This is a genomic window from Streptomyces sp. FXJ1.172 (assembly GCF_001636945.3).
Classification (GTDB): domain Bacteria; phylum Actinomycetota; class Actinomycetes; order Streptomycetales; family Streptomycetaceae; genus Streptomyces.
This window is the reverse complement of the sequence record NZ_CP119133.2, coordinates 7,291,034-7,304,261: the sequence shown is the minus strand read 5'-3', so window position 1 is coordinate 7,304,261 and position 13,228 is coordinate 7,291,034. Positions and strand designations below refer to the sequence as shown.

The following is a 13,228-nucleotide window of genomic DNA, read 5'->3' as shown; positions in this document are numbered from 1 at the left end:
CCGATGAGACGCCGTACCCCGCCCCCGCCCGCGCCGCTCCCCCAGCGCGACGGAGTGGACCCCGTGCGGGTCCGGCTGCCGTACGGCGGGGCGTGGGCCACCGTGCGGGAGCATCTGGTGGAGCGGCTCACCGGGGCCGGACCCGGGACGGTCGAGGGCATGTTCCACGCGGGACTGATCGTCGGGGCCGACGGCCTCGCGGTGGCGCCGGACGCGCCGTACGAGCCGGGCATGTTCGTGTGGTTCCACCGCGAGCTGCCCGCCGAAGTGCCGGTGCCGTTCCCGGTCGAGGTGGTCCACCGGGACGCGCACATCGTCGTGGCCGACAAACCGCACTTCCTCGCCACGACTCCGCGCGGCACACACGTCACCGAGACGGCGCTGGCCCGGCTGCGCCGCGAGCTGGGCATCCCGGCGCTGACCGCCGCACACCGCCTGGACCGGCTGACGGCGGGGCTGGTGCTGTTCACCGTACGGCCCGAGGAGCGCGGCGCCTACCAGAACCTGTTCCGGGACCGACGGGTGCACAAGGAGTACGAGGCCGTCGCACCGTACGACCCCGCGCTGGTCCTCCCCCGGACCGTGCGCAGCCGGATCGTGAAGGAACGCGGGGTGCAGGCCGCCCGCGAGGTCGAGGGCGAGCCGAACGCCGAGACACATGTGGAACTGGCCGGGCACCGGAGCGGGTTGGGCCGCTACCGGCTCCTGCCGGCCACCGGGCAGACCCATCAGCTGCGCGTGCACCTGAACTCGCTCGGCGTGCCCATCCTCGGCGATCCGCTGTATCCCGAGGTGACCGGCCCGGTACCGGCCGACGACTTCCGGCAGCCGCTGCAACTGCTCGCACGGAGGCTGGAGTTTACCGACCCGGTCACGGGCGTGGAGCACACGTTCGTCAGCGAGCGGGTACTCCACGCCTGGACGTCGTAGCGCGGTTACTCGCCCCGCCACCAGCGCAGCAGCCGCTTCCAGATCCCACGCGGCCGGACCGGCTCGGGCGCCGCGGGCGGCGGCTCGGGCAGGGCCGGGCGCGCGGGGGCGGGCCGGGGTTCCGGCATCGGGGCCGGGTCCGTGCGGCGGGTGCCGGCCTGCCAGGTGGAGTGCGGTGCCGAGACCGCCATGGGCCGCGGCGGGAGGTCGACGTCCTGCTGCGGCTTGGGCTCGAAGCGCACGGGCAGGGAGACCAGATGGCGGGAGGCGATCGACGACCGCCAGCGCAACTCCTCTTCCTCGCAGTCGAGTTGGACGTCCGGCAGCCGCATCAGCAGCGCGTCGACACCGACGTCGGCGATGGCTCGGCCGATGTCCTGGCCGGGGCACTCGTGCGGGCCGCCACCGAAGGCGAGATGCGAGCGGTTGCCCTGCATGCTCGCGGACAGGTCCGGGCGGATCCGCGGGTCGAGGTTGCCCGGCGCGGGCGCGAAGAGCAGCCCGTCGCCCTTGCGGATGCGCTGCCCGCCCAGCTCGGTGTCCTGCTTGGCGAAGTAGCCGAGGACGGTGCTGAACGGCGGCTCGTCCCACAGGGACTGTTCGATCGCCTCCGGCACGGTCATCTGGCCGCCGCTGAGCTGCGCGCGGAAGCCCGGCTCGGTCAGGACCATGCGCAGTGCGTTGGCGAGGAGGTTCGCGGTGGCCTCGTAGGCCGCGAAGAGGACGAGCCGCAGGTGTTCGCGGACCTCGTCGCCAGTGAGTGCGGCCGGGTGGGTGATGAGGTGGCTGGTGAAGTCGTCCTCGGGCCGGGCGCGGCGCCGGGTGGTGAGCCGGCTCAGCGCGTCCATGACGTAGGCATGGCTCTGGATGGCGGTCTCGGTGCCCTTCAGGGCGTCCCGGGCGGCCTGCACCATGCGGTCGTTGTACTCGTCGGACATGCCGAGGATCTCGCACATGACGGCCATGGGCAGGTGCTCGGCGAACTGGGCGACCAGGTCGGCCCGGCCCCGCTCGCAGAAGCTGTTGACCAGGCCCTGGGTGTAGCGGCCGATGTGCCGGCGCATGCTGCGGTGGTCGATGGTGGCCATGGCCGCGGTGACCGCCGCCCGCAGCCGCTGGTGCTCGTCGCCCTCGGCGTGGGAGCAGATCGGCTGCCAGGCGATGTGCGGCATGAGCGGGTGGTCGGGCTTGACCGCGCCCTCCGCCAGTGGGGTCCAGATCCGGCTGTCGCGGGTGTACACGGAGGAGCTGCGGACCATGTGGAGGTTCTCGGCGTGCCCGAGGACCACCCACATCGGCACGTCGTCGTGGAGCAGCGCGGGTGCCACGGAGCCGTGCTCCTCGCGCAGGCGCTCGTAGAGGTCGCCCAGATCCGCCGCGTCGGGGCCGTAGAGCCGGTGCAGCGCGCCGGGGCCGAGGCCGTGCGCGGGGCAGCCCGGGGGCGGGCCGGGAGTGGGGTCGGTGCCGGTCAGGGACGGGGATTCAGACGTCACGGTGTCGCTCCGGAACGGAAAAAGGGGTACGGGGGCGGATCGTTGGTGGGTCAGGTGAGGGCGGCCCGGGACAGCGCGATGGAGTGCAGGAAGCGCATCAGGGTCATCAGCACGTCCTTGCTGGAGGCGCGCCGGCGCACATCGCATTCCATGATCGGGATCTCCGGGGTCAGGTCCAGGGCGGTGCGCAGTTCCTCGGTCGGGTAACGGGGCGCGTCCGGGAAGGTGTTGACGGCGACGACGAAGGGGACACCGCACTCCTCGAGCCGGCCCATCACATCGAAGCTGACCTCCAGGCGCCGGGTGTCGACGAGGACGACCGCGCCGAGCGCGCCCTCGAACAGCCCGTTCCACAGGAACCAGAAGCGCTCCTGGCCAGGGGTGCCGAACAGGTAGAGCACCAGCTGGTCGGTGATGCTGATGCGCCCGAAGTCCATGGCCACGGTGGTGGCCGTCTTCGATTCGGAGCCGTAGTTGTCGTCCACGCCGATACCGGCCTGGGTCATGGTCTCCTCGGTGGTCAGCGGCCTGATCTCGCTGACGGAACCGACCATGGTGGTCTTGCCGACACCGAAGCCGCCCACGATCACGATCTTGACCGCGGCCTGGGCCGTGTGCGGCAGATGGTCCTCGGTGCGTGGGCCGGGGAGGGTGTCAGAGCCGTTGAAGTCCATGCATCACCGCTTCGAGGAGGGAACGGTCGGGGAGCGCCTGTCGGACGATCGGGGCGCGCGCCTGGACCAGTCCGGCCGTGATCATGGCGGTGATCAGTACGGTCATCGCGCTGAACGGCAGGCTCAGATAGGCCGACAGCTCGGCCACGGACAGCGGGGCGGCACACAACCGCAGCACCGCCGCCTGCTCCGGCGAGCCGTCCGGCTGGGGTGCGGAGCGCGCCACGATTAACGTCACGAGGTCGAGTTCGGCGCGCGCGCCGTCCTCGGATTCGGCGAAGGCGTAGAGCCGTTCGGGGTTCTTGGGCTCGGCCTGGCCGTCCGCCGCCCCGGGCGCGGGAGGCTTCGGCTGCGCAGGCGGCGGGAGCGGCGGCTGTCGCCGCTTGCGTCGTGGAGGAGTCATACGGTCTGCCCGTTCCGCCGGGGCGGACTGGTGAGGTGGGCCCCGATCCGGACGACGAGGTCGCGCATCATGCCGCTCATCCGGCCGGGCTCGCAGGTCACGTCGGCGAGCACGGCGAGGTAGGCGTTGTCACCGGCGTTCATGAGGTAGAAGTAGCCGCCCTCGATCTCGAAGACGACGACCTTCATGTCGCCGGCGCCCGGAAGCTCCTGGATGATGGCGCCGGCGAGGCTCTGTACGCCCGCGCAGGCGGCGGCCACCCGGTCGGCGGCGTCGGGGTCGCCGCCGTAGCGGGCGATGCGCAGTCCGTCGGCGGAGAGGACGACGATCATCTCGATGCCCGGCACACCGTCGTTGAGCTGCTTGAGCATCCAGTCGATGTTGCCTCGCTGCTGGATCACTTGAGGTCCCCCTCGTCATAGGCCTCGGTGGCGCCCTCGACGGGCTCGTCCGCATAGTCGTTGAGCAGGTGCACGTACTTTTCCGGGTGCCGCGTGAAGTCGGTGAGTTCGGGCCCGGTGGCGTCCTCGGGCATGCCCTTGCGCAGGCCGTTCCAGAAGTCCTCGATCCCCTGGCCGATCGGCCGCTCCATGAGCTTCTTGCGCTCGGGGTCCATCTCGGGCTCGGGCTCCGGTTCGGTCCTGGTCTGCGACCAGATGCTGGGCCTGCCCTCGCGTTCGGCCCGCTCGACCTCGGCCTGTTCGGCATAGCGCTGGCTGAGCGGGGTCTTCATCCGGCTGCGGCGCTGCGGCAGGCCGCCCGCCGTCCACTCGGTGACGACGGGGACGTCGTCCTCCATCGAGATGCCGGCGGGGATCTTGGGGCTGGTCGGGCGCCGCTTCTTGGGCCGGCGCTTCGGGCCCTCCACCGCGCCGAGTTCCGGCTTGGGGATACCGGTGGCACCGATGCCGTGGGCGGCGCCCACGCCGGGCTCGGTGGTCGTCATGACGCGCGGCACGATGAGGATCGCGCGGACGCCGCCGTAGGCCGAGGCCCGCAGCGAGACCTCCATGTCGAACATCTTGCACAGGCGGCCGACGACGGCGAGGCCGAGGCGCGGGTTCTCGCCGAGGTTGTGGGCGTCGTCGCCGTTCTTGGCGTCCTCGATCATCTGCTCGATGCGGATGCGGGACTCCTCGTTGAGGCTGACACCGGCGTCCTCGATCTCGATGACGATGCCGGTCTGCACCTCGGTGGCGGTGACGTGCACCTTGGTCGAGGGCGGCGAGTAGCGGGTGGCGTTGTCGAGGAGTTCGGCGGCGGCGTGGATGACCGGCTCGACGGCGGTGCCCTTGATGTTGATGTTGACGATGGAGTTCAGCTGGATACGGCGGTACTCCAGGATGCGCGACATGGCGCCGCGCAGTGTGCTGTAGAGGGAGACCGGCAGGGGCCACTGGCGGCCGGGACGGCCGCCGCCGAGCACGGAGATGGTGTCGGCGAGCCGGCCGATCAGCGAGGTGCCGTGGTCGATGCGCAGCAGGTCGTCGAAGACCTCGGGGCTGCGGCCGTGGTCCTCCTCCATCTCCCGCAGTTCCTTGGCCTGCTGGTGCACGATGGCCTGGACGCGCCGGGCGATGGTGACGAAGGAGCGCTCGGTGGCGTCACGCATCGAGATCTCGCGGTCGGCGCCGCGCAGCGCGACCCGGAACATCTCGCGGTACATGGGCGGCAGCGCGCGCAGCTCGGGGTCGGGGTCGTAGATGTTGGCGAGGACGTCCCGGAGGTGCTCGCCGGCGCGCAGTCGCGCCAGACCGGTGGGAATGATGTCGGTGGCGAACTTGTCGATCAGCTCGTCCTGGGCGGCGATCCGGTGTTCCAGATACGCGGCGTGACGGGCGTACTCGGCCTGCTGCTCGCGGAGCCTGCGGCCGCGACGGGCGGCCTCCGCACCCGTGGCGAGGACCAGGAGCAGGGCCAGGGCCCCGACCGCACCGACGGCGATCCGGGCGGACGCCGGTGCCAGGGCGGCCGCCGCCCCGGTCGCGGCGGCCATCAATATGGCCGGCGGCAACAGCACGCGCGCATACGGACGTTCACGGCGACCGGGCGGCTTCTGAACACTCACCATGGATGCCTTCTGAGACGAATCGGCTGGGTGTCGGGAGAGCTTGTGGGGGGAAGGTTCATAGAACAGTCAGGATCTATCGGATGTTTGGGAACAGGCGCACGAATTCACCTCAACTCGGTGCGCCGCGGGCGAGCTTAGTCCGACCGGATCATCGCCGTGTCATATTCAGCAAGCACCTGAAATCGCCCCCGTAACAGGAGTACGCTCATCTCCATTTATACGTAGGGCTGCGATTCGAACACATGCGGTAACGGCATGCGGGCATGCGAAAGTCGCTCACCGTAATGAGTGAAGTAACGAGTGAAGGGGCCGCGAATGCGACCCCTTCAGTTCACCGGGAAGGTCATCCCACGGACGAGTAGGCGACCACACCCCGCAGCAATTGATCAACGGCCTTGCGCGCGACCTTGGCCACGGTCGAGCCCTCCGCAGGAGAAGCCGCGGAGATCTGGCCGAGCACGTCGATCACCTGCTTGCACCACCGCACGAAGTCACCGGCGGGCATCTCCGCCTCGCGCAGCACCTCGTCGAGCCCCTTCCCGGAAGCCCACATGTACGCGGCCCAGGCGAAGCCGAGATCCGGCTCGCGCTGTCCGACGCCCTCGGTCTGGTTGATCCGGAACTCCTCCTCCAGACCGTCGAGCCGGCCCCAGATCCGGACCATCTCACCGAGCGCGGCCTTCGCCTTGCCCGAGGGCAGCTTGGGCGCCATCGCGTCGTCGCCCACCCGCGCCTCGTACACCAACGCCGAGACGCATGCGGCCAGTTCGGCCGGGCCGAGACCCTCCCAGACGCCCTCGCGCAGACATTCGCTGGCCAGCAGGTCCAGTTCGCCGTACAGCCGGGCGAGGCGCTTGCCGTGCTCGGTGACTTCGTCGCCGCGCAGGTAGTCCAGCTCGGTCAGCAGGGCCACGATCCGGTCGAAGGTCCGCGCGATGGTGTTCGTACGACCCTCGATGCGGCGCTCCAGCTGCGAGGTGTCGCGCAGCAGCCGGTGGTAGCGCTCGGCCCAACGGGCGTGGTCCTCACGGTCGTTGCAGCCGTGGCAGGGATGCGCGCGGATCGCGGTGCGCAGCCGGGCGATCTCGCGGTCGTCGGCGGCCTGCGAGCGCTTCTTGCGGGCCCGCTCCGGCGGGATGTGCCCGGCCTTGCTGCGCAGCGCCGAGGCGAGGTCCCGACGGGACTGCGGCGAACGCGGGTTGAAGCTCTTCGGGATCCGCATCCGGTCCAGCGGCTCGACCGGCACCGGGAAGTCCATCGACGCCAGCCGCTTGACCTGCCGTTCGGCTGTGAGCACCAGCGGGCGCGGGCCGTCGTGGTGGTCGAAGCCGCGGTGGCCGGTGGCGCGGCCGGCCGGCAGCCCCGGGTCCAGCACCAGCGCGAGGCCCGCGTACTTGCCGGCCGGCACGTGGATGACGTCGCCCGGCTTGAGCTTCTCCAGGGCCACGGCCGCCTCCGCGCGCCGCTCGCTGGCGCCCTGCCGGGCCAGCTCGGTCTCGCGGTCCTTCAGTTCGCGGCGCAGGCGCGCGTACTCCTCGAAGTCGCCGAGGTGGCAGGTCATCGACTCCTTGTAGCCCGTGAGCCCCTCTTCGTTGCGCTGGACCTGGCGGGAGATCCCGACGACCGACTTGTCGGCCTGGAACTGGGCGAAGGAGGTTTCCAGCAGCTCGCGCGAGCGGTGCCGGCCGAACTGCTCGACCAGGTTGACCGCCATGTTGTACGACGGCTTGAAGCTGGAGCGCAGCGGGTACGTACGCGTGCCCGCGAGACCGGCCAGGTGCTCGGGGCTCATACCGCGCTGCCACAGGACGACCGCATGCCCCTCGACGTCGATGCCCCGGCGCCCGGCGCGGCCGGTCAGCTGGGTGTACTCGCCGGGCGTGATGTCGGCGTGCTGCTCGCCGTTCCACTTGACGAGCTTCTCCAGCACCACCGAGCGTGCGGGCATGTTGATGCCGAGGGCGAGGGTCTCGGTGGCGAAGACGGCCTTGACCAGGCCGCGCACGAACAGCTCCTCCACGACCTCCTTGAAGGTCGGCAGCATGCCCGCGTGATGGGCGGCGATACCGCGCTCCAGGCCCTCCAGCCACTCGTAGTACCCAAGGACGTGCAGGTCCTCGGTCGGGATGGCGGCCGTGCGCTCCTCGACCAGGGCTCGGACCTGCTCGCGCGCCTCCTCGTCGTTGAGCCTGAGGCCCGCGTACAGGCACTGCTGTACGGCGGCCTCGCAGGCGGCGCGGCTGAAGATGAAGGTGATGGCCGGGAGCAGACCCTCGGAGTCCAGCCGCTCGATGACCTCGGGCCGGCCCGGGGTCCACACCCGCGAGCGCTGCCTGCGCTCGCGCTCCCGGTCGGCCTCGCGCATCGCCCGGCCGCGGCGGCGGTCCTGGTACGACGGTCTGGTGGCCTCCATACGGGCCAGGCGGGCCAGGTCGGGGTTGACGGCCTTCTTGTGGCCCTCGCCCTCCTCGAACAGGTCGTACATCCGGCGCCCGGCGAGCACGTGCTGGAACAGCGGCACGGGCCGGTGCTCGGAGACGATCACCTCGGTGTCGCCGCGGACGGTGTCCAGCCAGTCACCGAACTCCTCGGCGTTGGACACGGTCGCCGACAGTGACACCAGGGTCACCGACTCGGGCAGGTGGATGATCACCTCCTCCCAGACGGCGCCGCGGAAGCGGTCGGAGAGGTAGTGCACCTCGTCCATGACCACATGGCCGAGGCCGAGCAGGGTCTGGGAGCCGGCGTACAGCATGTTCCGCAGCACCTCGGTGGTCATCACGACCACCGGGGCGTCGGAGTTGATGCTGTTGTCTCCGGTGAGGAGGCCGACCATGCCGTCCCCGTAGCGGCGGCACAGGTCGGCGTACTTCTGGTTCGACAACGCCTTGATGGGTGTCGTGTAGAAGCACTTCTTGCCCTGCTTCAGGGCGAGGTGGACGGCGAACTCGCCCACGATCGTCTTGCCCGAGCCGGTGGGGGCGGCCACCAGCACGCCCTTCCCCGCCTCGAGCGCCTCACAGGCCTCGATCTGGAAGGGGTCGAGGCCGAAGTCGTACATCTCGCGGAAGGACGCGAGCGCGGTGGCCTGCTCGGCTGCCCGCCTGCGGGCTGCCGCGTACCGCTCGGCCGGTGAGAGGTCCTCTGTCATCGTGCTTTCGAGCGTACCGGGCCCCACTGACAACCGGACGATCATTATCCGAAGCCCGTCGCACGCGGATACGCACAAGCGGGACGAGCGACCCCGGATCGCTCGTCCCGCTTGTGCTCGCAGCGCAACTACGTGATGTCGTCGTACCCGTTCACCTGGTCGGTCACGGACCGGCTCGCCGGAATGGCTTCCGGCTCCTCGATGCTCTCGGGGGTGAGATCCAGCTCGGACGCCTCGTCGTCCGCGGGTCCCTTGCCCGCCAGGCGCGCCCGGCGCCGGTCGTTGAGCAGTGAGAAGCCCACGGCGATGAAGAACAGCGCCCAGATCGGCGTCGCCAGCGCCAGCATCGAGATCGGGTCGGCACCGGGCGTGGCCACGGCGGCGAAAGCGGCGATGCCGACGACCATGGCACGCCACCAGCCGAGCATGCGCCGGCCGGACAGGATGCCGGTGAGGTTCAGCATGACCAGCAGCAGCGGCATCTCGAAGGCGAGACCGAACACCACGATCATGCGCGTGACCAGGTCGAGCATGTTGTCCAGCGGCAGCAGGTTCTCCGCGCCCTTGGGCGTGAGGTCGATCATCACCTTCGCCGTGGTGGGCAGCACGTGGTAGGCGAGGTAGCCTCCGCCCAGGAAGAGCGGGACGCCGAAACCGACGAACGCGTAGGCGTACTTCTTCTCGTGCCGGTGCAGGCCGGGCGCGACGAACGCCCACAGCTGGTAGAGCCAGATCGGCGACGCCAGGACGACACCGGCGGTCAGCGAGGCCTTGAGCGCCAGGGTGAAGGGCGTCAGCAGACCACTGACCGTGAGGTGCGCGCAGTGGACGTTCTTCGTCTTCGCCAGCTCTCCGAAGGAGCCTGAGCAGCCCACCGAGCGCAGGAGCGGCTCGGTGATGAAGTTGATGATGTGCTGGTAGAAGAAGGCGGCCACGATCGTGACGACGACGATCGCCAGGACACCCTTCGCGAGCCGGTTGCGCAGCTCACGCAAGTGATCCGCGAGCGGCATCCGCCCCTCGGGATCCCTCTCCTGCTTGCGGGCAGACTTGAGCAACCCACATCCTCATCTCGTGCAGCGGACCGGGTGCCCCGATCCTCGCGTCAGCGCTGGGTCGTGTCGGTCGGCTCGTTGACCGGCCGGGAGCTGGTCACGTCGCCGGGCGCCGCCTGGATCGTGCGCTGAGCCGGGGACTGCTCCTCGGCGGGCTGGGCGGAGGTGGTGGACTGCTTGCCGTCGTCCTTCATCGCCTTGGCCTCGCTCTTCAGGATGCGCGCGGACTTGCCGAGCGAGCGCGCCATGTCCGGAAGCTTCTTGGATCCGAACACGAGGACGATCACCAGAACCAGGAGCACCAGGTGCCACGGCTCAAGTGCGTTGCGGAACATAAGTCTTCACCTTCTCACTGAGGCGGGGCGGCGGGAGCATGTCCGACCGGTCGGACAAGTGTCTGACCATCGTGCTGGCAGCGATCGTATCGCCCGGGGGTGAACGTAGGACAATCCCCGTGCGTACTCCCGCTCCCTCTGCGGACCGCGCCTCGATTTCCGGGCCGCGACCAGCAGCGTACCCGGCCGGACCGGCAGGGTGACAGGGCGAAGTGGCCCAAAGGGCACGGGCCGGCGCATCTACAGGGCCTCCGCAGCGCCGGCCGCACTGACCGCGGCCCGCTCCAGGTCCTCGGCCGCCCTGTTGATACGACGGGCGGAGTCCGCGACCTGCTCGCCGAGGCGCCGCGCCTCCAGGAAGACCCGGACGGCGAGCACCCCCAGAACCGCGAGACCAAGGAAACCCACCGCTACCGCGAACATCGGCCAGAACATGACGCCGAGACTAGTCCGTCCCCGCCCGCACGCCGCGACCACCTACACCGTGGAGTGCAGCCGCAGGGTCCTGACCCCGCCGCCGGTGAGCAGTTCGACGATGCGCTCCCCCGCGGGCTTGCGGACGGCCACGCCGCAGTCGGGGCAGGTGAAGGAGTAGAACGTGGTCCGGCTGGACCCGCCGATGGCGAGGCGCAGCGCGCTCGCGGCGAGTTCGAAGCGGCCCCGGCAGTCCGGGCAGCCCGCCTTGAACACGACGGGGGCCGCTCTCCTCATCCCGGCGAAGGCGGCCGCCACCGTCATCTCACCCGCACGCTCGCTCACAGGCCTCGCTCCTCTTGTCTGGTCGTTCGCCGGCACCGAACACTCCGCTACCGCCGTCGATCGTCCGCGACGCCGTCGTGGCTGGTCGCTCCCACGCAACGGAGCCGCGTGTCCGACACAGCCCCGCGCCCCTCCGGGCGCGCCTCACCGCCCGGCGCCGGCCGGCTGCCCTGTGTCGTACGCCGCCAAGGCCTCGCGGGCCGCCTCGCGGGCGCTCGCGGCCAGCTCCGGCGGGGAGACGATCCGGCCATCCGCGCCGAGTCGCAGCGCCAGACGCCGCAGGGAAGCCGGATCGGGGGTGCGCAAAGTGATACGCAGCCCGCCGTCGGGAAGCTCATCGGCGCTGTCGTGCGGGTAGTACTCGGCGACCCAGCGGCCGCCCGGGCCGACCTCCACGACGACCTCCGGGTCCTCGGCGGCCGGCTGCACCAGGGCCTCGGAGAGGTCGCGCAGCTCCATCTCGGGCGGCGCGGACGGCGCGTCCAGGATCCGGATCTCGGCGACCCGGTCGAGCCGGAAGGTCCGCCGGGCCTCGGAGCGGCGGCACCACGCCTCGACGTAGGTGTGTCCGACGCTGACGAGACGGATGGGGTCGATCTCGCGCTCGGTGACCTCGTCGCGGGCCGGGGAGTAGTAGCGGATCCACAGCCGGCGGCGCTCCGAGATCGCCCGGTCGACGTCGGCGAAGACACCGCCCTCGGACTCGAAGGTCACCGACAGCCGGGAGCTGGCACCGGCGGCCTCGCCGGCCGCGGCCTCCACCTTGGCGGTGGCCCGCAGCAGGGCCTGGCGATCGCCCTCGCGCAGACCCGGCAGCGTGGCGACCGCACGGGCGGCGACCAGCAGGGCCGTGGCCTCGTCGGCGGCGAGCCGCAGCGGCTCGGCCGCCTCCTCGCCGAGCGCGGCGGGGTTGTGCCACCAGATGCGCTCACCGTCGGTGTCGATGTCCAGCAGGTCGCCGCCGCGGAAGCTCGTGCCGCACATGGGGAGCAGATCGAGGTCGGCGACCAGCTCGTCCTCGGTGATGCCGAAGGCGCGGGCGACGTCCGCGATCCGCGCGCCGGGACGCTCTCTCAGATAGGTGACGAGCGAGAGCATCCGCCGGGTCTGGTCGATGGCGTTCACGGGCCTGGCCGGTTTGCCTGCCATGGTTGCGCTTCCCTTCAGCCCTTGGCCACGGCACGCAGCCGGTCCACCACGTCCGCGCGCAGCTCGGCCGGCTCCAGGACCACCACGTCCGGCCCGAACTCGACCAGCCAGGCGTCCAGACCGTGCCCGTACGGAATCTCCAACTCGTCCCAGCCGTCGCCGAGTTCCCGGACCTTGGTGGCCTTCGCCCGAAGCGGGTACCCGGAACCGGAGCGCAGCCGGATCAGCGCCGAGCGGTCGGCGATCTCGCCCGCCCAGCCGGCGACGGTCTCCCGCACGGTGACGACGTCGGGCACGGCAGCGGTGAAGCCCGTGCCGCGCGAGCGGACCTTGCCGGTGATCCGCGACAGCCGGAAGACGCGCTCCGCACCCCGGTCACGGTCGAAACCGGCCAGGTACCAGTGCCCGCGCCAGCACTCCAGCGCCCAGGGCTCCACATGCCGGGGCTCGGGGCGGGCGGCGGAGGCCTTGCGGTAATCGAAGACGACCGGGCGGCGGTCGCGGCAGGCCAGCATCAGCGGCTCGAAGGCGGCCTCGTGCACCGGGATACGGGGTTCCAGGGCGCCGTGCGCCTCGTACGGGTCGACGTCCTCAGGGAGCCCCGCGGCGCGCAGCTTCTGCAGGGCGCCACTGGCGGCACCGGCGAGCCGGGCCTGCTGCCACACCTTGGCGGCCAGGCCGAGAGCAGCGGCCTCCTCGGCGTCCAGGGTGATCGGGGGCAGGCGGTTGCTGTCACGGCGGGCGAGGTACCCGACCTCGCCGTCGAGGTTCTCCACCGTCTCGATGACCAGGCCCAGCTCGCGCAGGTCGTCCTTGTCCCGCTCGAACATCCTGTTGAAGGAGTCGTCACCGCCCGAAGCACCCTTGTCCGGCCTGGCGGCCGGCCCTCCCCCCGGCCTGGCGGCCGCCCCTCCTCCCGGCCTGGCGGCCTCGACGTAAGCCTCGATGGAGTCCCGCAGCTCACGCTTGCTGAGCGGCCGCCGCGCCCCGAGCAGACACAGCGCCAGGTTCATCAGCCGCTCGGCCTTGGCAATGGCCATCGACGCCCTTCGCCTCCCCTTTTCATGCTTCCGACCGACGACCGTACCGCTCCTGGGCACGGGGACAAAAGCCGAGGGCCCACGCCCGCACGGGCATGGGCCCCAGGTGATCGGATCCGGTCGGATCAGGCCACCGGTTCAGGGGTCGATCCAACGGGAACGGACACG

General features: G+C 70.9%; 13 protein-coding genes. 1 reads left to right on the top strand and 12 read right to left on the bottom strand.

Going from position 1 to position 13,228, the window contains the following annotated elements:
- Window positions 1-3 precede the first annotated feature (3 nt).
- On the top strand, window positions 4-930 hold the full coding sequence (locus A6P39_RS32840) for a pseudouridine synthase (RefSeq protein WP_067046080.1): 927 nt from the start codon (window positions 4-6) through the stop codon (window positions 928-930).
- A 5-nt stretch (window positions 931-935) separates the two neighbouring features.
- On the opposite strand, the gene A6P39_RS32835 is transcribed toward A6P39_RS32840, so the two are convergent.
- From A6P39_RS32835 to A6P39_RS32780, 12 genes are all read right to left on the bottom strand, one after another.
- Window positions 936-2,423, bottom strand: coding sequence for a cytochrome P450 (locus A6P39_RS32835; protein WP_067046082.1), 1,488 nt, complete (start codon window positions 2,421-2,423; stop codon window positions 936-938).
- A 50-nt stretch (window positions 2,424-2,473) separates the two neighbouring features.
- Complete coding sequence (locus A6P39_RS32830) at window positions 2,474-3,097, bottom strand: GTP-binding protein (RefSeq protein WP_067046087.1); 624 nt, start codon at window positions 3,095-3,097, stop codon at window positions 2,474-2,476.
- Window positions 3,078-3,500, bottom strand: coding sequence for a DUF742 domain-containing protein (locus A6P39_RS32825; protein WP_067046089.1), 423 nt, complete (start codon window positions 3,498-3,500; stop codon window positions 3,078-3,080). Before A6P39_RS32825 ends, A6P39_RS32830 begins: the two co-directional genes overlap by 20 nt.
- Window positions 3,497-3,901 (bottom strand): roadblock/LC7 domain-containing protein, encoded by a 405-nt coding sequence (locus A6P39_RS32820; protein ID WP_067046090.1) that lies wholly within the window; start codon window positions 3,899-3,901, stop codon window positions 3,497-3,499. Before A6P39_RS32820 ends, A6P39_RS32825 begins: the two co-directional genes overlap by 4 nt.
- Window positions 3,898-5,571, bottom strand: coding sequence for a sensor histidine kinase (locus tag A6P39_RS32815; protein WP_199840801.1), 1,674 nt, complete (start codon window positions 5,569-5,571; stop codon window positions 3,898-3,900). The genes A6P39_RS32820 and A6P39_RS32815 overlap by 4 nt, the downstream gene beginning before the upstream one ends.
- A gap of 343 nt (window positions 5,572-5,914) precedes the next feature.
- Window positions 5,915-8,767, bottom strand: a complete 2,853-nt coding sequence (locus A6P39_RS32810; protein ID WP_067046092.1) for a DEAD/DEAH box helicase — start codon at window positions 8,765-8,767, stop codon at window positions 5,915-5,917.
- Window positions 8,768-8,850: 83 nt separating this feature from the next.
- Window positions 8,851-9,780, bottom strand: a complete 930-nt coding sequence (gene tatC, locus A6P39_RS32805; RefSeq protein WP_275883928.1) for a twin-arginine translocase subunit TatC — start codon at window positions 9,778-9,780, stop codon at window positions 8,851-8,853.
- Window positions 9,781-9,827: 47 nt separating this feature from the next.
- Window positions 9,828-10,112, bottom strand: a complete 285-nt coding sequence (gene tatA / locus A6P39_RS32800; protein ID WP_067050502.1) for a Sec-independent protein translocase subunit TatA — start codon at window positions 10,110-10,112, stop codon at window positions 9,828-9,830.
- A 240-nt stretch (window positions 10,113-10,352) separates the two neighbouring features.
- Window positions 10,353-10,547, bottom strand: a complete 195-nt coding sequence (locus A6P39_RS32795) for a hypothetical protein (RefSeq protein WP_067050694.1) — start codon at window positions 10,545-10,547, stop codon at window positions 10,353-10,355.
- A 42-nt stretch (window positions 10,548-10,589) separates the two neighbouring features.
- Window positions 10,590-10,850 (bottom strand): hypothetical protein, encoded by a 261-nt coding sequence (locus A6P39_RS32790; protein WP_107304432.1) that lies wholly within the window; start codon window positions 10,848-10,850, stop codon window positions 10,590-10,592.
- A 165-nt stretch (window positions 10,851-11,015) separates the two neighbouring features.
- Window positions 11,016-12,020: a helix-turn-helix transcriptional regulator gene (locus A6P39_RS32785; protein ID WP_067050508.1), complete on the bottom strand. Its 1,005-nt coding sequence runs from the start codon at window positions 12,018-12,020 to the stop codon at window positions 11,016-11,018.
- Window positions 12,021-12,034: 14 nt separating this feature from the next.
- A complete protein-coding gene (locus tag A6P39_RS32780) occupies window positions 12,035-13,060 on the bottom strand; it encodes a helix-turn-helix transcriptional regulator (RefSeq protein ID WP_067050511.1) in 1,026 nt (341 codons plus the stop codon).
- Window positions 13,061-13,228: the final 168 nt, after the last annotated feature.